The 22,898-nt window shown below is 40.9% G+C and carries 11 protein-coding genes; 9 read left to right on the top strand and 2 right to left on the bottom strand.

The genetic code is table 11. The features are described 5' to 3' along the window. Position 1: 1 nt before the first annotated feature. From V7S75_RS04725 to V7S75_RS04690, 8 genes are all read left to right on the top strand, one after another. Positions 2-871, top strand: coding sequence for a sugar phosphate nucleotidyltransferase (locus tag V7S75_RS04725; protein ID WP_459511803.1), 870 nt, complete (start codon positions 2-4; stop codon positions 869-871). A 222-nt stretch (positions 872-1,093) separates the two neighbouring features. Then, positions 1,094-2,407, top strand: a complete 1,314-nt coding sequence (locus tag V7S75_RS04720) for a gluconate:H+ symporter (RefSeq protein ID WP_459511801.1) — start codon at positions 1,094-1,096, stop codon at positions 2,405-2,407. Between the two features lie 244 nt (positions 2,408-2,651). Further along, positions 2,652-5,831 (top strand): SusC/RagA family TonB-linked outer membrane protein, encoded by a 3,180-nt coding sequence (locus V7S75_RS04715; RefSeq protein WP_459511799.1) that lies wholly within the window; start codon positions 2,652-2,654, stop codon positions 5,829-5,831. 39 nt (positions 5,832-5,870) lie between these two features. Beyond that, positions 5,871-7,502, top strand: coding sequence for a RagB/SusD family nutrient uptake outer membrane protein (locus tag V7S75_RS04710; RefSeq protein ID WP_459511797.1), 1,632 nt, complete (start codon positions 5,871-5,873; stop codon positions 7,500-7,502). A gap of 138 nt (positions 7,503-7,640) precedes the next feature. Beyond that, positions 7,641-10,844: a SusC/RagA family TonB-linked outer membrane protein gene (locus V7S75_RS04705; RefSeq protein WP_459511795.1), complete on the top strand. Its 3,204-nt coding sequence runs from the start codon at positions 7,641-7,643 to the stop codon at positions 10,842-10,844. Between the two features lie 21 nt (positions 10,845-10,865). Beyond that, positions 10,866-12,299, top strand: a complete 1,434-nt coding sequence (locus tag V7S75_RS04700; RefSeq protein WP_459511793.1) for a SusD/RagB family nutrient-binding outer membrane lipoprotein — start codon at positions 10,866-10,868, stop codon at positions 12,297-12,299. Between the two features lie 165 nt (positions 12,300-12,464). Continuing rightward, positions 12,465-15,614, top strand: a complete 3,150-nt coding sequence (locus tag V7S75_RS04695) for a SusC/RagA family TonB-linked outer membrane protein (RefSeq protein WP_459511792.1) — start codon at positions 12,465-12,467, stop codon at positions 15,612-15,614. Positions 15,615-15,632: 18 nt separating this feature from the next. After that, positions 15,633-17,078, top strand: a complete 1,446-nt coding sequence (locus V7S75_RS04690) for a RagB/SusD family nutrient uptake outer membrane protein (protein WP_459511790.1) — start codon at positions 15,633-15,635, stop codon at positions 17,076-17,078. A gap of 324 nt (positions 17,079-17,402) precedes the next feature. Here the strand turns inward: V7S75_RS04690 and V7S75_RS04685 are convergent, their stop codons facing one another. Beyond that, entirely contained in the window at positions 17,403-19,427 is a 2,025-nt protein-coding gene (locus V7S75_RS04685; RefSeq protein ID WP_459511788.1) for a M13 family metallopeptidase, read from the bottom strand. Positions 19,428-19,481: 54 nt separating this feature from the next. Between V7S75_RS04685 and V7S75_RS04680 the strand changes: the two genes are divergently transcribed. Further along, positions 19,482-21,512 carry a S9 family peptidase gene (locus V7S75_RS04680; protein WP_459511786.1) on the top strand — a complete coding sequence of 677 codons (2,031 nt, stop codon included), beginning with the start codon at positions 19,482-19,484 and terminating at the stop codon, positions 21,510-21,512. Between the two features lie 308 nt (positions 21,513-21,820). Here the strand turns inward: V7S75_RS04680 and V7S75_RS04675 are convergent, their stop codons facing one another. Beyond that, complete coding sequence (locus V7S75_RS04675) at positions 21,821-22,891, bottom strand: Gfo/Idh/MocA family protein (RefSeq protein WP_459511784.1); 1,071 nt, start codon at positions 22,889-22,891, stop codon at positions 21,821-21,823. Positions 22,892-22,898 lie beyond the last annotated feature (7 nt).

The raw sequence follows: 22,898 nt of genomic DNA, 5'->3' as shown, positions 1-22,898 counted from the left end.
TATGAAAAAGAGATTATTGATTTTGGCGGGCGGAATGGCATCGCGTATGAAGAAAGCGATGGCGGAAGGAGCGAGTGATTTAGATCCTAATTTAGTTGCGCAAGCGAATTCGGTAACAAAGGGGATGATTCAAGTAGGGAAGAATGGAAAAACCCTGATTGACTATCAATTATACAATGCGCATTTGGCGGGGATTGAGGAAGTGATGCTCTTGCTGCATCCTACGGATACCGTTTCGCAAGAATATTGTGAGGAATTAATGGCCAAAGATGCTTGTTGGGGCATGAAGATTGTATTTGCACGCCAACAAATCGCAGCGGATCGCGAGAAACCAGCAGGAACTGCAGATGCGGTTTATCAAGCTTTGATGCAACATGCCGACTGGCAAAAAGGACGCGTTATTGTATGTAACTCGGATAATTTGTACAGCGTGAATGCCTTGAAAACTTTGTGGAATTCTCCGGAACCCAATGCGTTAATCTCGTATCACCGAGATAGTTTATTGTATCCTGCGGAGCGTATTTCGGCATTTGCCTTGATTCGTACGGATGAGGCTGGATATTTGTTGGAGATCATCGAAAAGCCCACGGCGGAGCAGGCGGCGGAATTGATGGCTAAGATTGGTCGTTTAGGAGTAAGTATGAATGTCTTTGTGTTTGAGGCATCGACTTTCTTGCCTTATTTAGCGAAGACGCCATTTCACCCTGTTCGTAATGAGAAGGAGTTGCCTACTTCGGTTGTCATGTTTGGAGAAGGTGAGGGGCGTGGTTTTTATGCGATTCCATTGGCGGAAAATGTGCCTGATTTGACTTCGAAAGAGGATATCATGGTGATGCAACAATATTTGGAAGAGACCTATGGGGATTTTTAATTTAGACGCTAGACGCTAGACGTTGGACATTAGTCATATATGCTTGTTTTTGTAGAGACGTAATATTTGCGATAATTTATTTAAGACGCGAAGTATCGCGTCTCTACGTTTTATTAACTCGTAATGAAATATCGTCTAACGTCCAATGTCTAACGTCTAACGTCCAAGGTCTTTTGTTATCTAGGAATTATTTGTACTTTGGTGCAAAACCTATTTAATAAGATGTCCATTGCAATCGTAATCCTGTGTATAGGCCTTTTGGTCTTTCTGATTACCTATTTAAAGGTAAATTCATTTATTGCATTTTTATTAGTCAGTATCTTCAGCGGCATCATGTTAGGTTTACCCTTGCCTGATTTAGCCAAATCGATTCAAAAAGGTTTGGGGGATACGCTGGGTTCTTTGGTGACCATCATCGTATTGGGGGCCATGTTGGGTAAATTAGTGGCTGCGAGTGGAGCGGCCCAACAAATTTCTTCGTCTTTGATTCGCTTATTTGGCGAGAAGCATATCAGTTGGGGCCTCATGGTCACCGGATTTGTAATTGGTATTCCATTGTTCTATAATGTGGGATTTGTTTTGATGATTCCATTAATCTTCGCACTCGTTCAGCGTTATAAGCTAAATCCCTTAATGGCGGGTGTTCCTATGATGGCATCTTTATCGGTGGCACATGGCTATTTGCCTCCTCATCCATCTCCAGCGGCTTTGGTTGCTCAATTTGATGCCAACATGGGCTTGACCTTGACATATGGCATTCTTGTGTCGATCCCGGCGATTATTTTGGCGGGTCCTATTTTTGCGAAGACCTTGGGACATATTCAGCCCCAAATAGCGAAATCGTTTGTATCCCAAGAATTACCAGCTGAAGAGCTTCCGAGTATATCATCTAGTTTTTTGACAGCACTATTGCCTGTATTCCTATTAGTATGTACAACCGCATTGAATTTACAATTAGGAAATGAATCGTCCGCATCGCCGATTTTACATTTTGTAGCAGACCCCGCGATGGTGATGTTGATTGCGATTTGTTTTGCGACTTACACGTTGGGGATTCGTATGGGGAAATCCGTAGAGTCCATCATGAGTATCTATACAGATGCGGTGAAAGATGTGGCCATGATTCTGTTGATTATTGCTGGGGCCGGAACTTTTAAGGAAGTATTGTTGGCCTCAGGTGTTAGCAATGAAATTGCAAATTACCTAGGAACACTCCCGATTCCCCCGTTGGTTTTAGGTTGGTTAATGGCTGCGATCATTCGTGTATGTATCGGGTCTGCCACAATTGCTGGCTTGACGGCTGCCGGAATGATCTTACCTTTAGTTGTAGCAGGAGGGGTAAATCCCAATTTGATGGTATTAAGTATTGGAGCCGGCAGTTTGATGTTTTCTCATGTCAATGATACAGGATTCTGGATGTTTAAAGAGTATTTTAATTTGTCCGTCAAACAAACGATACGTTCTTGGTCATTGATGGAGACAATCGTGTCGATTACAGGATTGTTGGGAGTGCTAGCTTTGAATCAAATACTCTGATTTCTTGGAATAATTAAATTTATTCAAAAATGGATTCTTTTCGATTCCTACGAAAAGTGAAACTATTTTTCCGAATCATAAGTAAATAAGGTTTGATTTGCCCTATTTTCATACGAAAATTCTGAGTTTGGTCAATTTTGCCGTTAATAATTTGGTCAAAAGTTGACTGTTTATTAATATTTCTATAAATTTCCTGCAGATTGATTATTTATCAACAAATTTTTCAACCCTAACTAACAAGTACATGAAAAAAAATTTACTCATGACTTTTTTGTTGGCTTTCTTCTCGCTTACTAGTTTAGTAGCGCAGGATAGAAAGGTAACAGGAAAGGTGACCTCAGCTGAGGACGGCTCAGGTTTACCCGGTGTAACAGTTTCCATTAAAGGAACTGGAAAAGGAACTCAAACAAATGTGGACGGAGAATATACCGTTGCAGTTCCTAATGGTGCTACATTAGTATTTTCTTTTGTAGGATTAAATGCTCAAAGTGTTCAGGTAGGAAGTCAATCGGTTATCAACGTGAAGTTGACGACAGATGCACGCCAATTATCTGAAGTAGTTGTAACGGGTACTGGTACGGCGATCGACAAGCGTTCGACGGCGATTGATGTACAAGCGATTACAGCTAAAAATTTACCTTCTGTTCCATCGGCTTCGATTGATCAGGCGTTGGTAGGTAAAATTGCCGGAGCGCAGATTTCTGCGGTGAACGGTATGCCAGGCCAGCCGGTAAATATCGTTTTACGTGGTATCAACACAATCAACCGTGGTACCAGCCCAATGATTTTATTGGATGGGGTTGAATTAGGAGCTACAGATTTAGGTTCTATTGACTTAAATATCGTTGAGCGTGTGGAGGTTATCCAAGGAGCTGCGGCTGCAACGATTTACGGTGCACAAGGAGCGAACGGGGTTATCCAATTGTTCTCGAAAAAAGGTAAAGCAGGAAAAGTTAACATTGATATTAACTCTTCAGTGATTAACTCGACTCCATTAAACGTGGGAGGTTTGCACAAAGCAACGATGCACGGTTTCAAAACGAATGCGAATAACGAGGTTATTGGTGGTTCAGGAAATCCGTTGACATTGGATCCTACGTATGGTTCTTATTCTGAGAACGTAATTTTTGCAAGTACTGATCCTACGGTATTGATTAACAAGCCTTATGATAAAAACTTGAAATATTATGATCACTTTGGAATGTTCTTTGTTCCAACGACAAACTACACGAACTCACTTGCGATTTCGGGTGGTGCTGATAAAAGTGATTATAGCTTGACATTGTCAAATGCTGATAACGCGGGTCCATTCAAAAATGTGGGTGGTTTAAATCGTACGAACTTGACAGCCAACTTAGGTTTTGAGTTAGCGAAAGGTTTGAAATTGCGTTCAATTACTCAATTAGTATATACGAAGAATACAATCAATGATGGAACGGGTCGTTCAATCATTTATTCAGTATTTAACTCACGTCCATTTGCAAACTATGATTTCAAAGATACTGATGGAAATTATCCTGCGTATTTTGGTGATGCTGTGGGTGTGAATGGTTACAACCCAAATGCGGTTAATACTTATTCTACGACAGATTCAAAGCGTATTGATATTAACCAAAGCTTGAACTTGAACTATGAAGTGAACAAGTTCTTGACATTGGATGCGAAATACGGTATCAACTATCAAACAGAAAATCGTGTTTATACTTACTTGAATCAAACAGGTAACAAGAACATCATGGATCAACAATACTGGATCTACAATTACAATGGTAATGATGCAACAGGTGAGTTGAATAAATATGAGTACACGAAATCATTCCAAAACTTCTTAGCATCTGCTTACATCAAAACAGACTTAGAGAAAGATTTTGGTTTGAACATTCCTTTGCGCACGACGACTCAAGTAGCATTTGACTACCGTAATCGTGAAAACAAAGAGTATGTATCTTATGGTATTGGTTTACCAAACTATACACCATTTAATACTTCGCAAGCAGCTGCAACGTATGTAGCACGTGATTACCGTGAGCCATTCATTACGTATGGTTACTTAGCAACGCAGCGTTTGGATTACGGAACATTAGGTGGTATCTCAGGTGGTTTCCGTACGGACTTCTCGTCTGCGTTTGGAGCGGCATCAACGCCACAAACATTCCCTCGTGGAGATGCTTACTTGCGTATTTCTGAATTAGGTTTCTTCAAGAATTCTAAAATCTCAACTACATTAGAAGATTTCAAAATTCGTGCAGCATATGGTGAGGCAGGTATTCAGCCAAACGCATTTGATCGTTACATCACGTTGAATACGGGTGTTATTGGTTCTGGTAACGCATTCTATTTCCCATTAACACAATCAAATCCTAATTTGAATGTGGAGATTTCTAAAGAATTAGAAATTGGTACAGATATCGGTTTGAATTTAGGTAAGTCTTCTGCTTGGTTGAATTCATTGAACTTCTCAGGATCTTATTGGAAGCGTTCTACGGATAATGCGATCTTTAACGTAGATGCAGCACCTTCAACAGGTATTGGTACGGTAAAAGATAATGCATTCTCATTAGCTTCTTCAGGTATCCAAGCTAGCTTAAATGCTCAAATCTATAAGGATGCGGATTGGACTTGGAACTTCACAACAAACTTTGGTAAGCAAACTTCTGAAATCACAGCTGTTCGTGGTAATGCGGAGGTTGTTGTATTGTCTGCTGCAGGTTCTTCAGGATACGTATTACGTGCAGGCGAGAAAATCGGTCAATTATATGGTTTCATGGGAGTTCATAGCTTAGATGCTAAATTGCCAGATGGAACGGATGCAATTTCAGCTGATAAGCGTTCAGCATATGAAGTAGCTTCAAATGGCTGGGTAGTAAACAAAGCAACTAAGGCGCCATATTTCTCTACGAAAATGTTCAGCTTTGGAGATCCAAACCCTGCATTCAATGCATCGTTTATCAATGAATTATCTTACAAAGGAATTGTAACATTCAACTTACAAGTTGATTTAGTTCAAGGAGCTCACTTGTACAACCAAACAAAAGAGTGGATGTACCGTGATGGTATTCACTCGGATTACCAAGAGCCTATTACAATCAACGGACAAACTGGTGCATGGTCTGCATTCTACCGTGGAGTGTACGCAGAGGTATCACGTAATGGTACTAAGAACTACTTCTATGAAGATGCTTCATTTGCTCGTTTACGTAACCTTTCTATCGGTGTAGATTTAGTGAAAGCTTTAGGTATCAAAGGATTCCGTAAGTTACAATTAGTAGCTTCTGGACGTAATTTGTACACATTGACAAACTACACAGGTATGGATCCTGAAATTTCTTCTGGTGGTAGTAACTCGGCTTGGGATCGCGGTGTGGATCACAACACGATGCCAAACTTACGTTCATACCAAGTACAGTTGAACATTGGTTTCTAATTTCAGAATAGAAAAAGGTATTATTTAAATTTGAAGAACATGAAAAATATAAAAATAACCGCGCTTTCCTTTCTGCTTTTAGGTGGAACGGTGATGTCGTGTAAGGATCAATTGGATATTCAAAATCCAAACCAACCAACGCCAGCTACTGCAGCTTCTGAAGCGGGTATCGTCGCGTTAGCGCAAGGATCTGTTTACAAAAACGGATTTACTTCTGCAGGTAATAAATACTATGATGGAGTTGTAGGAGCATTCTACAACGGTGTTGTGGGTATTCATGAATTAATGGGAGATATCGTTTCTGCGGAAGCGGCTAATACCTACATGAATAACTTGTCGGCACCTGACATGGTTATCTTGGACAATGGAGCACAAGTTCCTAATCCAAACAACCCTGCACAACAAAAAGTATTGTTACGTGCTGTGAATACAAATGCCCAACAAGGTGGTAACCCAGGTTTCCATGAGTGGGCGATGATGTATCAATTGAACAATGCTTGTAATACAATTCTTGAGGCGGTAGATAAGACTACATTCACAGGAGATGCAGCTGCGAAGAAAAATGCGATTAAAGCTTGGGCGTATTTCTGGAAGGGAATCGCTTATTCACGTATTGGTTCATTGTACTATGCTGGTTTGATTGTTAATACAGCGTCTATAACAAACAATACGTATGTTTCGAAAGAAAAAATCATTGAAGAGGCAAATGCAAACTTTGATAAAGCGGCTTCTGCAGCAACTTCATCAGGTTCAAATGCTGATTTTCAAGCGGTATTAACTTCGTTGATTCCAGATTTTTTCCAAAATGATTTAGGTGGTGTACCTTCAGGAGCTCAATGGGTTAAGAATATCAATACCTTGAAAGCACGTAATATCTTGGTAAATACACCTACAGCAACAATGACTGCTGCGCAGTGGGGACAAATTTTGTCTTTAGCTAATGCGGGTGTTGGAGCATCTGATCCGGTATTTGCGGGAACTACGAATGCAAACGGTGATATCTTCTCACCATCGAACTATAACGTGGCAGCACGTGCGGTAGGTTCTAACGCATCAGGTAACACATACAAAATCTCGGAACGTTTGATTCAAGATTTTAATGCAGGTGACCAACGTTTAGCAAACAACTTCAAGCAATATCCAATCTGGATTGGTAATGCTGACCGTGGCAACGCATTCAATACGCGTTGGGCGATTGTTGATAAAGGAGCTGGCTTAGCAGGTGTGATGGTTTATTCAAACCGTACAGCAGGAGCTGGTGTACTTTATTTAGCGGGTAGCTACGAAGAAAACGAATTGATGAAAGCAGAAGCGAAATTGTGGACAGGTGATGTAGCTGGTGCAGCTGCAAGCATCAACGCAGTTCGTGCTTATCAAGGAGCGGGTATTGCTGCAATCACGTCAACTGACGCTGCGACAGTAAAAGAAGAATTACGTAAAGAGCGTCGTGTGGCGTTAGCTTTCCGTGGTTTATCATTCTACGATGCACGCCGTTGGGGTGTTTTAGAAAATGGTCGTACGGGTGCGGTTGTCATTTCAAAAGACGGATCTTCTATCTCAAAAAATGCAACAATCAAGTATAACTACTTAGATTATTGGGATGTACCAGATAATGAGTTGGCAAACAACCCAGCGGGAGCTGGCAGTGCGCCTTTAAAGAATCCAAAATAAGATTCTGCTCTGAACTGATTTATAGGGGTTTCCAAATAGGGAACCCCTATTTTTTTGGTATTTTCTTTGGGCTTTAACGGAAAATTCCTAATTTGCCGGACTAAATGTTTTATTTTTTCATTAATTAAACTAATCAACATGAAAAAACTCTTACTCATTTGGGTTTTAACAATGACTGTTTTCAGTTCATTATTAGCTCAAACAAGGCAAGTAACTGGTAAGGTTACTTCTTCAGAGGATGGTTCTGCTCTACCCGGAGTTAGTGTCAGCCTAAAAGGTACCTCTCGTGGTACAACAACAGGTGCCGATGGTTCTTACAAAATCTCAGTAGGAGATGGAGCTGTTTTGGTATACTCTTTTGTTGGATACAAACAACAAACTATTTCAGTAGCAAGCCAGTCGGCGATCAACGTAGTTTTAGCTTCAGATGCATCTGAGTTAAACGAAGTTGTGGTAACTGCCTTAGGTTTGACTCGTACGAAAAACTCATTACCTTATGCTGCTCAACAAGTAAAAGGAGATGAATTAACTCGCGTGCGTACTGGTAATGCATTCCAAGCACTTTCTGGTAAAGTAGCTGGTTTGCAAATTACACAAGGTAACGCTGTGGGTGGTTCAACCAACGTAGTTATTCGTGGTAACAAATCATTAACAGGTAATAACCAAGCGTTATTCGTTGTGGATGGTGTGCCTATTGATAACACGAACAAGAACTCATCTAACCAGGTAACTGGTCGTGGTGGTTACGATTACGGTAATGCTGCTTCTGATATCAACCCAGACGATATTGAGTCAATGACAGTATTGAAAGGTGCTGCGGCAACTGCTCTTTACGGTTCACGTGCATCGAATGGTGTGATCATGATCCAAACGAAGAAAGCGAAAAAAGGATTAGGATTGTCGATCAACGCTGGTTTAACAGTAGGAACGATTGATAAGACTACATTCCCAACATACCAAAACCAATATGGTGCGGGTTATTCTGATCCATACCAAAAAGATGGTTTCTTGTATTTTGATGCGAATGGTGATGGCGTAAAGGATTACGTTGTTCCTACGGCAGAAGATGCTTCTTATGGTGTGAAATTTGATAATCGTCCAGTTTATACTTGGGATTCATTTGATCCAGCAGGTCCAAACTACATGAAGACTAGCCCTTGGGCAGCTGCTAAAAATACGCCTGTTACTTTCTATGAAACAGCTATTTCTAACAACACAGCGATTCAATTAGACGGTGCTAACGATAAAGGTACTTTCAAATTAGGATTTACGCGTAACGAAGAGCGTGGTACTTTGCCAAACTCATTAGTTTCTAAAAATATTATCAACTTGGGTGGTTCGTATAATATTAATAACAAGTTGACAGCATCAGCAACAGCTAACTTCTCTACTGTAGATGGTTTAGGTCGTTATGGTTCTGGTTACAATGGATTGAACGTGAACCAAAATTTCCGTCAATGGTATCAAACGAACGTTGATATTCAAGATCAAAAAGCTGCTTATTTCCGTAACAATCAAAACGTTACATGGAACTGGGGTGATCCATCAACTCCTGCTGGTTTGAAACCAATCTACACAGATAACTACTACTGGACTCGTTACCAAAACTACCAAAACGATACACGTTCTCGTATTTTTGGAAATGCAATGTTGAACTACAAGGCTACAGATTATTTGAATTTGATGGGTCGTGTAACATTGGATACTTATAATGAATTCCAAGAGGAGCGTACTGCGGTAGGTTCTCAAGCTGCTGCTGGTTATAGCCGTTTAGATCGTACGTTTAACGAAACTAACTATGATTTATTGGCGAACTTCGATAAGACGTTCTTTACTGATTTCAACGTAAAAGCCTTAGCTGGTTTGAACTTACGTAAATCATATGCACGTGCAATTTCAGCTGCTACTAACGGGGGATTAATTGTTCCAGGTTTATATTCAGTAGCTAACTCAAAAGGAACAGTTGCTGCTCCATCTGAGTCTTATACTCCACGTGAAGTATTTGGTTTATTTGGTGGTGTGACATTGTCTTACAAAAACTTCTTGACTTTAGATGGAACTATCCGTCAAGACAAGTCGTCTACATTGCCAGTGGCTAACAATGCATACTTGTATTATTCAGGTGCTGCTAGCTGGAATTTCTCTGAGCACTTCAAGGATTTACCTTGGTTAACTTCAGGAAAATTACGTGTTAACTACGCAACAGTAGGTAACGATGCTCCTTGGGGGGCAATCAGAAACGTATATGATCAACCAGCTCCGTTTGGTTCGACTATTTTGTTCTCTGCACCAAGTACGCAAAACAATCCATTCTTGAAACCAGAGCAAACACAATCACGTGAGATCGGTTTAGAGATGGCATTTATGCAAAACCGTTTAGGATTTGATTTGACTTACTATCAAACAAATACCTTGGATCAAATCATGCCAGCTTCTGTTTCAACAGCAACAGGTTTCTCTTCTACGTATGTAAATGCGGGTAACATTGAAAACCAAGGTGTTGAATTAAGCTTGTTTGCTAACCCAATCAAAACAGCTGATTTCTCTTGGAATGTTAACGTGAACTTCACGAAAAACAATTCATTGGTATTGAGTCTATATAACGGAAGCCAAAACTTACAACTTGCTACTTTCCAAGGTGGTGTGAGTTTCAACGCAACAGTTGGTCAACCTTACGGTATCATCCAAGGAAAAACTTGGAACTTGAAGGATGGTCAAAAGTTGGTTAAGGCAAATGGACGTTATGATATCACAACTACAACGACTAACAACATTGGTAATGTAAATCCGAACTGGATTGGTGGTGTGAACAACTCATTCCGTTACAAAAACTTGACTTTCAACTTCTTGATCGATATCAAGCAAGGTGGTAACGTATTCTCATTGGATCAATATTACGGAGCTGCAACAGGTGTGTTAGCTGAGTCTGCAGGATTGAATGATAAAGGGAATCCTTCTCGTAACTCAATCGCTGATGGTGGTGGGGTAATTATGCCAGGTGTTAAAGCTGATGGTACTCCAAATGATATCCGTGTAGAAAACGAATACGGAACATATGGTTACGCTTACAACCCAGCTGCAGCATTCGTTTATGATGCGAGCTACATTAAATTACGTGAGGCTAACATCGTTTACTCGTTGCCAAGCTCTATCGTTCGTAAATTAGGTGGTGTTAAAGGAGTTGATTTATCGGTATTCGGTAGAAACCTTTGGATCATCCAGAAATTTGTTCCTTATTCAGATCCGGAAGAAAACTTATCTTCAGGAAACATCCAAGGATACCAATCTGGTGCTTATCCAACAACTCGTTCTATCGGATTTAACGTTAAGTTGTTATTTTAATCATCCTAAAATTATATAATGATGAAAAGAATATTAATCGTTTTTGTACCGCTGTTGGTTTTATTTGCAGCTTGTACAAGTGACATCTCTCAATTGAACATTGAGACTAAAAGGCCTGCTGCAGTTCCTGCACCGACCTTGTTTTCGAATGCCGTTAAGACCCTTGCTGGATCTTTGGCATCTGCGAGTGTGAATACAAACGTATTCCGTTTTACAGTTTCGCATTGGGCGATGGCTGTATACCAAGATGAAGCACAATATGATTTCAATACTCGTGCGATTCCAAATGGTTGGTGGACAACAATGTACCGTGACGTTATCGCGGATTTGCGTGAATCAGCTCGTTTGATCAATGCGGATGCTTCTTTGGCACCTGCTGAGAAAGCAAACAAATTGGCGATCTTGGACATTATGGAAGTTTACACATACAGTATTTTAGTTAATACATATGGTAACATTCCATACTCTGAATCAATCAATTCATCTATATTGTTCCCTAAATACGATGATGCAAAAACAGTTACGGCTGATTTGATGACTCGTTTGAACAATGATATCGCGAAAATCAATCCTTCTGCTTCCGCTTTTGCTGCTGGTGAAGATTTAGTTTACAAAGGATCTGCTGCTAAGTGGGTTAAATTTGCAAACACATTGCGTTTCAAATTAGGTATGGTATTAGCTGATGTTGATGCTGCAACAGCGAAAACAGCTGCTGAATCTTCTGATGCTGGTGCAATCTCTGCTGCTGCTGACAATGGATTGTTTACTTTCCTTTCAGCATCTCCTAATCAAAACCCATTATATGTTGATATCGTAACTGGTGGTCGTCAAGATTACATCGCTGCGAAAGACTTAATGGATAAATTGTTAGGTTGGAATGATCCTCGTACATCTGCTTTCTTCTCGAAGAACAATTCAGGTGCTTATGCTGGTGGTATCGTAGGTAAAGCAAATACATTCGTTGATTTCTCTCGTGCTGGCGCGAAAGTTATTGATGCTGCTGCTCCTTACGTATTAGCGGATTATGTAGAAACTGAATTCTTACGTGCTGAAGCAAAAGAAAGAGGATTCTCTGTAGCAGGTACTGCTGAATCTCACTACAATAATGCAATTACTGCATCAATCTTGTATTGGGGTGGAACAGCTGCTGATGCTGCTGCTTATTTAGCTCAACCTGAGGTTGCTTATGCTACTGCTGCTGGAGATTGGAAGCAAAAAATTGGTACTCAAAAATGGATCGCTCTTTACAACCGTCCTTACGAAGGTTGGGTTGAGATTCGTCGTTTGGATCAACCAATTATTTCAAAACCAGTTAACGCTAAGTTGACAAGCTTCCCTACACGTTTCTCATATCCTTCAACTGAGCAAACATTGAATGGTGCAAACTATACAGCTGCTGCTTCTGCAGTAGGTGGTGACTTGTACACGACAAAATTGTTCTGGGATAAGAACTAATCAATTAGTAATTGGTTTATTAAAGGGCGATCCATTGGGTCGCCCTTTTTTATTGCCAAATTTTATTTCGATTTATATGAATAATAACAAATTTTTATAAACAATTCGCTTCTTTTTGAGTTTTAACCTTTAATTTTCGAATTCAAATTCATTAAACTAAACAACATGAAAAAACTAGTACTATCCTGGGTTTTAATGATGGCTGTAGTTAGCACATTATTCGCCCAAACAAGGCAAGTTACCGGTAAAGTCACTTCTTCAGAAGATGGGAGTGGTATGCCGGGCGTTAGTGTCAGTGCCAAAGGTTCCGCGAAAGGAACAAGTACTGCTGCTGACGGTACCTATAAAATCGCAATTGCAGATGGAGCAAGTCTTGTATTCTCTTTTGTAGGTTTTAATTCCCAAACTGTAGCTGTAGGCTCTCGCAGTGTGATTGATGTGCAGTTACAAGCGGATAACCAACAACTTTCTGAAGTAGTTGTGGTTGGTTACGGTACCAAAAAACGCCAAGAATTTACGGGTGCTGCCTCAACAGTAAAAGCTGCAACAATCGCAGAGCGTCCCGTTCAATCTTTCTCACAAGGATTGACAGGTCAAGCTGCCGGTGTAAACATTACGCAGCCCAATGGTTTGTTGAATAACCCTCCGGTAATTCGTGTGCGTGGTTTGAGCTCACTTTCGTTAAGTTCATTTCCTTTGGTTGTTATTGATGGTATACCTATTTCTACGGATAACGTATCGGCCAACTCGACTACGAATAACCCATTAGCTGATATTAACCCTTCAGATATTGAGTCGATTGACGTATTGAAAGATGCCGCTTCAGCAGCTATTTACGGTTCTCGTGCTGGTGCTGGGGTTTTGTTAATTACGACAAAACGCGGTAAATCAGGAAAAGCAAAAGTTTCGATTGATTCTTGGGCAGGTATCTCAGAGGCAGTTCGTTTACCGGATGTCTTGAACGCGCAACAATACATGGATCACAAAAATGGAGCGATTGCAAATGCTTTAGCCATGAACCCAAATGCCATTACAGCATCACAACGTAATGCAGAAAATAAATCTTTCTTGCCGGCATACAACCCTGATGGCTCGTTAATCGATACGGATTGGTACAAAGAAGTTTACCAAACCGCTGTTTCTCAGAATCATAACTTGACAATCAATGGTGGAACTGATAAAACGAATTACTATTTCTCTGCTGGATATTCTGATCAAGATGGTTTCTTGCGTAGCAATAGCTTCCAACGTCGTTCTGGTCGTTTCAATATGGATCACCAAGCTACGAAATGGTTGAAGTTAACAGCTAATTTCAACTACTCGAATACATTCAACAAAGCACCTATGTCGGGTTCAAATGCAGGTGGTGCATTTAATACTTCTGGTTTAGGTCGTATTGCTGTGGCTCAAGTACCTAACTTGCCAGCTTACCTTCCTGATGGTTCATATAACTTAGAGAATAACACATTAGGTCGTTTGAATAACTTATTGCCAGCTCAATTCCCTAACCCAGCTGTAGTTCGTGATTTGGATAAAATTACATCTGAAAACACGCGTTTAATTGCCAATTTAGGGGCTGAATTCCGATTAATGGAAGGATTAACTGCGAAGACAAGTTATTCTTGGGATCGTCGTAACACGGAAAACATTCGTTTCTTCAATCCATACAATGGTGACGGATGGTCTGCTGGTGGTGATGCATATAACAACACCGCTCGTTCGGATAACTGGAACTGGATCAATACCTTACAGTATAACTTGACTTTAGCAGAAAAACATAATTTCTCTGTGATTGCAGGTTCTGATGTGCAAAAGACACGTGTACTAAACTGGGGAGCGCAACGCCAAACATTGGCAGATTACTTCTTCACAGACTTCCAAGGTAACTTTGGAACCAATTTAGCTGCAGGTAATGGTATCTACCAAGTAGCTTATGAAGCATATTTAGGTAGTTTCTCGTATAACTATGCGGGCAAGTATTTCTTGAGTGCCAACTATCGTCGTGATGGTAACTCGGCTTTATCTTCGGAAAACCGTTGGGGTGATTTCGGAGGTGCATCTTTGGGATGGACTGTATCAGAAGAAAAATTCTTCAAGGACTTGAATTTGGGTAACAAAATTACTAACCTACGTTTAAAAGCTAGTTATGGTAAAGTAGGTAATGGTAACGTTCCAAATGCTTACGGTTCTTATTCGACTTTTGGATCAGGTCTTTACGGTGCGGCGCCAACATTGGCATTTAACCAAGCGGGTAACAAGGATTTGAAATGGGAAACTTCAGCACAAACCAACGTTGGTTTAGATATCAGTTTCTTAAATGATCGTATTCAAGTGGAGGCGAACTATTATTACAAGGATATCAACAACTTGATTTTGAACGTACCTCAAGCACCTTCAAAAGGTATTCCCGGAAATACGATTTTAGCAAACGTAGGTTCCATGTATAACAAAGGTTATGAATTAGCTGTTACGGCAACTCCAATTAATAACAATGGATTTGTATGGACAACGAACTTGAACTTTGCTACCAACGAAAACATGGTTACATCGTTAGTTGACGCAAACACGCCAATCTTAACAGCTACTTCGGGTTTAGAGGTTACTTCTATTACGAAAGTAGGTTATTCAGCAGCACAGATTTACGGTGTAAAAACAGCAGGAGTTAACCCAGAAAATGGTCGACGTATCTACATCAAGCGTGATGGAACGAAGGTTCAATATCAGCACTTAGGTGGAGCTTTGGCTTGGACAACATTGGATGGTAAGGCTACAACGTCTCCTTCTTCTGAGCAACAAATTTTAGGAAATACATTACCTACTTTCTACGGAGGTTTCAATAATACATTCCGTTACAAAGGTTTTGATCTAGGTGTGAATTTTACATTCTCAGGAGGTAACTATATCTACAATGGTTCACAAGCAGGTTTGCGTGACCAACGTGTTTGGAATAACTCGGTTGAAGTGTTGACATCTTGGAAGACTCCAGGTCAAGTGACTGAAATTCCAAAGGCTGTATACGGTGACAACGTTTCGAATGGTTCTTCATTCTTAATTGATGCCAATGTTCAAAAGGGTGATTTCTTACGTTTGCAAACAGCAACCTTAGGTTATAAAGTTCCTACGAACTTAGCCTCAATCGGAATCTCAAGCATCCGTGTTTATGCACAAGCAAATAACTTATGGTTATTAACAGCATATACTGGCGTAGACCCTGAAATTTCTTCAAATGGAGATTCTAACCTTGCATCTGGTATTGAGCGTAACTCAATTCCTCAAGGTCGTTCATTTACATTTGGTATTAATATTGGTTTGTAATTTTAACAGATATAGAAAATGAAATTATTCATAAATAAAATTGGAATCTTGTCTATTGCACTTGCGATGACTGTTTCCTCTTGCAATAAGGAATTCCTTAATGCAGTTCCGGAATTGGATTTGTCTGATGCAACGGTATTTAATACACCTGCTCGTGTCCTTTCCCAAGTAAATGGTTTGTATGGTTCTGCCAAAAATGGTAGTTTGTTCGGAGGTCGTTATTTAATTTATAATGATATCCGTGGAGAGGATTGGGTTAACCGTACTACAAACTCGGTTACAGGTTACTCAACTTATCAAGGCAACCAAGATCCATCAGATTCATATTTAGCTGGTTTTTGGATACAAGGTTACTTGACAATTAACCGAGTAAATTTGTTTTTAGAAGGATTGGCAGCTAATCCAAATGCAGTTTCATCTACATTGGCAGCTAATTATCGTGGAGAGGCTAAGTTTTTGCGTGCATTGACTTATTTCTCATTAGTTCAATACTTTGCTAAACCTTATATCTTGGATAAAGGTGCTTCTGCTGGTTTGCCATTACGTTTGAAGGGCTCTGTATCTTCAGCAGATAATGACATGCCTCGTAGTACTGTTGCTCAAGTTTATGCGCAGATCTTACAAGATTTGAATGATGCGGAAACGGAGTTGCCAGATTCATATGGTACTGCTTTGTTGAATACAACACGTGCACACAAAAATGCGGCAATCGCATTGAAAACGCGTGTTAAGTTAGCGATGGGTGATTATGCTGGTGTGATTGCAGATGCGAATAAAATTGTTTCAGCTGCTGCTCCGTTTAAGTCATCTGTTCGTGTTGCACATGCTTTACAAGCGGATGTATCGGCAGTATTTAAAGCTCCGTATACAACGACTGAGTCTATTTTCTCATTCCCAATGGATGCAACAAACGCTCCGGGAACGCAGAATCAATTGGGATACTATTTCAACGCAGGTAATGTGGAATATTATTTAAATACCGGTTCAATTGGTATTTATAACAATCCACAATTTGCAGCAACGGATGATCGTAAAACAAAATTGACTGTCGCTACGACTGCAGTTGCTAAGTTCCCATCATCTACGAAGTTTAGTGGTGTATCTCCTTACGTAGATTTTGTGCCTAATATTCGTTATGCTGAAGTATTGTTAAACCTTGCTGAAGCTGAAGCTGAAACAGGTAACTTAACACGTGCTGTCGCTTTGTTGAAAGCTGTTCACGGTCGTTCAGATGCTTCTTATGTATTCCCAGCATTGGATACAAAAGCTGACGTAATCAAAGCTATCTTAACAGAACGCCGTATTGAATTTTTAGCGGAAGGTTTCCGTGCAAATGATGTAACACGTCGTGGAGAACCTATGGTATCTTTTGGTGCAGGTGCAACCATTCAGCCATCAGATCCTCGTTATATCTACGGTATTCCATTAGTTGAGGTTCAAACGAATCCTAGCATTGGAAAATAATTAATTTAGCGGAGGCGCGATTCTTTGCGTTTTCAAATCAAAAGCCCAAGGATATTTCCTTGGGCTTTTTTGTTTTTATTCATCTCCAGGAGGGTTATCATCAGGTTTAGAGACGCGAAGTATCGCGTCTCTACTTTGAGATAGGGTAAAAAGAAACCCAGCGATTGCTTGCTGGGTTCTCCTGGGTAGACGCGAAGTATCGCGCCTCTACATGTGTATTGAAAAAAAGAAACCCAGCGATTGCTCGCTGGGTTCTTAAGGGTAGACGCGAAGTATCGCGTCTCTACAAACTAACGTCTAAAGTCCAAGGTCTAATGTCTATTCTTACCAAATCTTAATCCGCTCTTCTGGTTTCTTATACAACTTATCTCCTGGCTTCACATCAAATGCCTTGTACCAAGCATCCATGTTGACCGGTGCCCCGATAGCACGAAATTGGGCCGGTGAATGTGGATCCGTTTGAATCATATTAGCAGCTGTTTCGGGTAACGATGAACTTCTCCACACTTGTGCAAATCCTAGAAAAAACCGTTGGTCAGGCGTAAATCCATCAATTTTCGCTTTTGATTTTCCTTGTTTAGTCATTTTGAATGCTTCATAAGCCATATTCAAACCTCCCAAATCGCCAATGTTTTCACCCATAGTTAATTTGCCATTCACATGTAAGGTATCCAAAATGGTATAGGCATCGAATTGTTTACCTAATAGTTCTGTTTTGGCCTTGAATTTCGCCAAATCATCTTTCGTCCACCAATTTCTCAAAGCTCCATCTTTGTCATATTGACTCCCTGAATCGTCAAATCCATGTGACATTTCATGGCCAATTACAGCACCGATACCTCCATAGTTAATGGCATCATCCGCCTTCGCGTCAAAGAATGGGAATTGTAAAATGCCTGCAGGGAACACAATTTCATTCATCACCGGGCTGTAATAAGCGTTTACTGTTGGAGGTGTCATACCCCATTTAGTTCGGTCAACGGGCTTACCGATTTGACTAATGTTCTCTTGGAAGCTCCACGCACTTGCATTTCGCAAGTTTTGGTAAAATGATGACGGATTGATTTCTAATCCTTCATATGTTTTCCAAGTATCGGGATAGCCAATTTTAGGGGTAAATGCATACAATTTTGCCAGCGCTTTTTGTTTGGTTTCATCGCTCATCCAATCTAATTTTTTGATCCGGATTTCAAATGCTTTACGCAAGTTGCTGACTAATTCTGCCATACGAACTTTCGCTTCAGGCTTGAAATATTTCGCTACATATAATTGGCCTAGTAATTCTCCGATGACTCCATCCGTGAGGGATGACATGCGTTGCCAACGTGGCGTTTGAACCTTTTGCCCGCTAATGACTTGGTTAAAAGTAAAGTTTGCTTTCACGAAAGGAGAGCTCAAATAACTAGCTGATCCTTTCAGGACGTTCCAAGTCAAATACGTTTTCCAAGTTTCTAAAGGTGTTTCAATCAATAACTTATTCGCTACTTCGAAGAATTTGGGTGCGGAAACCAACATAGAATCAGGAGCCGTAGTGCCAAAATCTTGGAATGTCATCGCCCAATTAAACGCGGGTGATTTTTGATTGAATTCCGCAAATGAAAACTTATTGTAGGTTTTGTATGGGTCACGCATTTCCACACGTGACATTTGCGCTTCCGCTAATTTTTTTTCCAATTGAAAAATCGATTCAGCATTTGCCTTTGCTTGTACTTCATTCGTGCCTATCAATTGGAATAATGTGCTCACATAACTTTTGAAAGCTTCCTGGATTTTAAGGCTTCGAGCGTCAGATTTTAAATAATAGTCGCGGTCAGGTAAGGACGTACCCCCTTGGCCTAATTGAGGGACCATTTTGTCTACTTGCTTACGATCCTGACCCACATAAAAACTAAATAGGGGCGATGCGGCTCCTGTTTTGCGCAGTCGGGCAATTTCTGTCACAACTTGAGACTTGAATTGAATTGCGTTGATTTGATTCAAATCTGCTTGAATAGGAGTGAAGCCCAGTTTTTCAATGGATAAACTATCCATCGCCGCGGAGTAGAAGTCTGCAACCCGGCGTTCCACCGAGCCAGCCGGAGCATTAGTACTCAGGGTTCCTTCTAGGATTGTTTTAACCGCATTAATGTTGAAATCACGTAATTGATTGAAGGTCCCCCATCGTGTTTCTTTGGCCGGGATGGGATTATTTTTAATCCAATTCCCATTTGCATATTCTGCAAAATCATCGCCCGGTTTAACATTCAGATTCATGTTAGCCCGATCAATAAATTTCGTGGTATTTTGTGCTTCTAATGAAAAAGCACCTAGCATAAACGCTAGGACGAGCATTGCGTATTTTTTTCTCATAAGTTTATAATAGATGAAGTTTTAATAACTAATTTACGAAGCTAAATGTTTTTTATGAAAAAAATCTTACTCTTTGTCTTGCTTGTTTGGGGGCATGCAAGTATCGCTCAGAAACCCGCCATGTCACATGAAAGCATGTGGATGTTGAAGAAAATAGGTACTCCCGCATTAAGCCCTTCTGGGAAATGGGTAGTTTATAGTAGAACGGAAACATCCTATAATACGGAAGAGCAAACAACAGACTTGTGGCTTGCAGCAACGGATGGGTCTTCAGAGCCTCGTAAAATCACGAATTCCAAAGGGGGAGAAGACAATTATTTTTGGCATCCAATTTTACATCAAATCTTTTTTACAGCGAAACGAGAGGGAGATGAAGTAGCTCAATTATATCGTTTGAATTTGGATTTAGGGGGTGAAGCCCAACGATTGACTAGTTTGTCTACAGGAATTGCGACACCTAAAATAAGTTCTGACGGTCGTTTGATTGCGTTCACTTCGCGCGTTTTTGCAACCGCATTTACGGATTCAACCAGTAAGAAATTAGCGGAAGAAAAGAAGAAAATTAAAACCAAAGCACGTGTTTATACCTCTTTCCCCATTCGCTATTGGGACAGCTGGTTGGATGAAAAACAATCACACATTTATGTCATGGATTTATCTGTTGAAAAACCGAATCCTGTTAATGTGTTTTCCAAAATAAGTTTAGTCGAATCCAAAGGATTCCAATTAGGTTCTTTTGCCATTAGTCCAGATTCTAAGCAAATTATCTTTACGGCAACAACCGAATATAATACCACCGCCTACCAGTCTGCGAACTCACATCTATATGCTGTTTCTATTTCTGGTGGTCCCGAAAAACGATTGAGTCAAGATCCTACAGATTATTCTCAAGTTCAATTTGCTGAAGACGGTAAGTATCTGATTGCCGCTGGGCATATGAATGGAAATAAGATCTATTATCTCGAGCATTTGTATCGTTTCGCTTGGCCTTCCATGGAAAATCGCACCGAATTAGCGACGGGTCTTGATCGACCGATTAATGATTGGGAAGTGTCAGGTAATTCTATTTTTGCGAGCATTGAAGATCAAGGAGTTGATCGCGCAATTCAAATTTCGATCGAAAATGGAAATTATGCCAACTTAATTGGTGGTGAAACTGGATCCGTTACAGGTTTATCGGTGGCAGGAAATTCGATAGCTTATACATATCAGCACCTCGCTGCACCAGCAGAAGTGTATGTTTGGAATGCAGGCAAATCAGTTGCCATTTCAAAGGCCAACGATGCTTCGTTAGCAAAATTGGATTTGCCTAAACCAGAGGTTTTTTGGACCAAATCGTCTCGAGGCAAAATGATTCGCAGTGTTATCTTGCGCCCTGCAGGTTTTGATGCCTCCAAGAAATATCCTTTGTTTGTCTTGATGCATGGAGGTCCTGCGAGTTCATTTAAAGATGTATTTGGGTATCGTTGGAATCCTTACGTGTTAGGCGCTCCGGGATACGTGATTGTGATGACAGATTATACAGGTTCCGTTGGTTATGGTGAAAAATTCGCGCAAGACATTCAGTTGGATCCATTCAAAGGACCCGGAAATGAAATTTTAGAAGCGGCTGCCGATGCGATGAAACGTTTTTCATTTATCGATGCGTCACGTCAGGCGGCAGGTGGGGCGTCTTATGGGGGACATTTGGCCAACTGGATGCAGGCGACAACTTCGCATTTCAAATGCTTGATTTCGCATGCGGGTTTGGTGAATTCAGAATCGCAATGGGGTACTTCCGATGTGATTTGGGGTAGAGAATTGATGAATGGGGGAGCACCGTGGGTGCCTACCAAAACTTGGAAAGAACAGAATCCAATGCGCTTTGCAGCTAATTTCAAGACGCCTATGTTATTGACGGTAGGAGAGAATGACTTCCGCGTACCGATCAACAATACCTTGGAAAACTGGAGCATTCATCAGCGATTACAAATCCCAAGTAAATTGATTGTATTTCCTGGTGAGAATCACTGGATCTTAAATCCGGATAATTCGAAGTTTCATTATCAGGAAGTTGGGAATTGGTTAGCGAATTATTTGAAGTGAAATAGTCCGGAGGAAAAGAGTCCGGAGTCCGGAGGGGAAAAGTCCGGAGGGAAATAGTCCGAAGTCCGGAGGGAAAGAGTCCGGAGTACTTAGGGAATGAGTAATAAGCTTATCGCTAGAACATACTCCTATAGACTTCGGACTAATTCCTTTCGGACTTCGGACTATTTCCCTCCGGACTATTCACCTTTCGGACTTCGGACTATTTCCCTCCGGACTATTCACCTTTCGGACTTCGGACTATTTCCCTCCGGACTATTCACCTTCGGACTTCGGACTAATTCCCTTCGGACTAATTCCCTTCGGACTTACAGTTCCACCATCTTTCCCGTTCTCACCGATTCATCACAAGCGAAGGCGATTCTCAAACTGTTCACCGCGTCTTCTACGTGATCTGTTAGATCAACATCCACCTGAATGGCATGTAGGAAATAAGCCTGCTCTCGGTCACATAAACCTTGATGATCGGGTTCATCTGTTAGGTTAATCCATTCATCTGGACGTGTAAATTCATTTTCGGTGTCGATATCCGCGTGATGCACACGAAGGGACTCTGTTTTGGTATGCGATTCCACGGAATCGGATTTACCCTCTCCACTGGCATTCTGGGCAACGATGGAAACGGAGCCTTTCGGGCCGAAAACATCTTTGACAAAATAGGCTGTTTGGGAAATCATCGGGCCCCAACCGGCTTCATACCAACCTACGGAACCATCTTCAAAATGAATTTGCAATTGCCCATAATTGTAATTTCCAGCTGGAATATCTTCTGTCATGCGTGCGCCAATCGCCGAAACGCGAACCGGTTTCGAACGCGTCATTTGGCACATGACATCAATGTAATGCACGCCGCAATCCACAATTGGACTTAAACTTGCCATCAAATTACGATGCACATCCCACATATAGCCATGCGATTGTTGGTTCAAATTCATGCGCATCACCAAGGGTTTCCCCATTTCTTTGGCTACCTCAATGAACTTGATCCATGAGGGATGATGGCGTAAAATATATCCGACAACCAGTTTTTTGCCCGTTTTTTTCGCCACCTCAGCCACGCGAATGGCGCCGGCTAAACTATCGGCAATCGGTTTTTCGATAAACACATGACAACCCGCTTCCATTGCTTCGATGGCATAAGCTTCGTGTGTGTCGGGATACGTGGAGATACATACCGCATCAGGTTTTGTCTCTGCTAATGCGGCCGAATATTCATTGAATAGGGGGTATTTTCCTCCTATTTTATTATTTAAGGTTTCCTTGCTTTTACCTGGGGACACAAGGCCACAAATTTCAAAGTCAGGGGAATGGTGATAGGCTGTCGCATGCGAAGCTCCCATGTTTCCACATCCCACAACGAGTACGCGAACTGTTTTCATAATTTCA

The organism is Aquirufa sp. TARAVU-A1A, from assembly GCF_054558675.1.
Note: the sequence above shows the minus strand (reverse complement) of the source record. Positions and strands in the feature narration are given on the sequence as shown.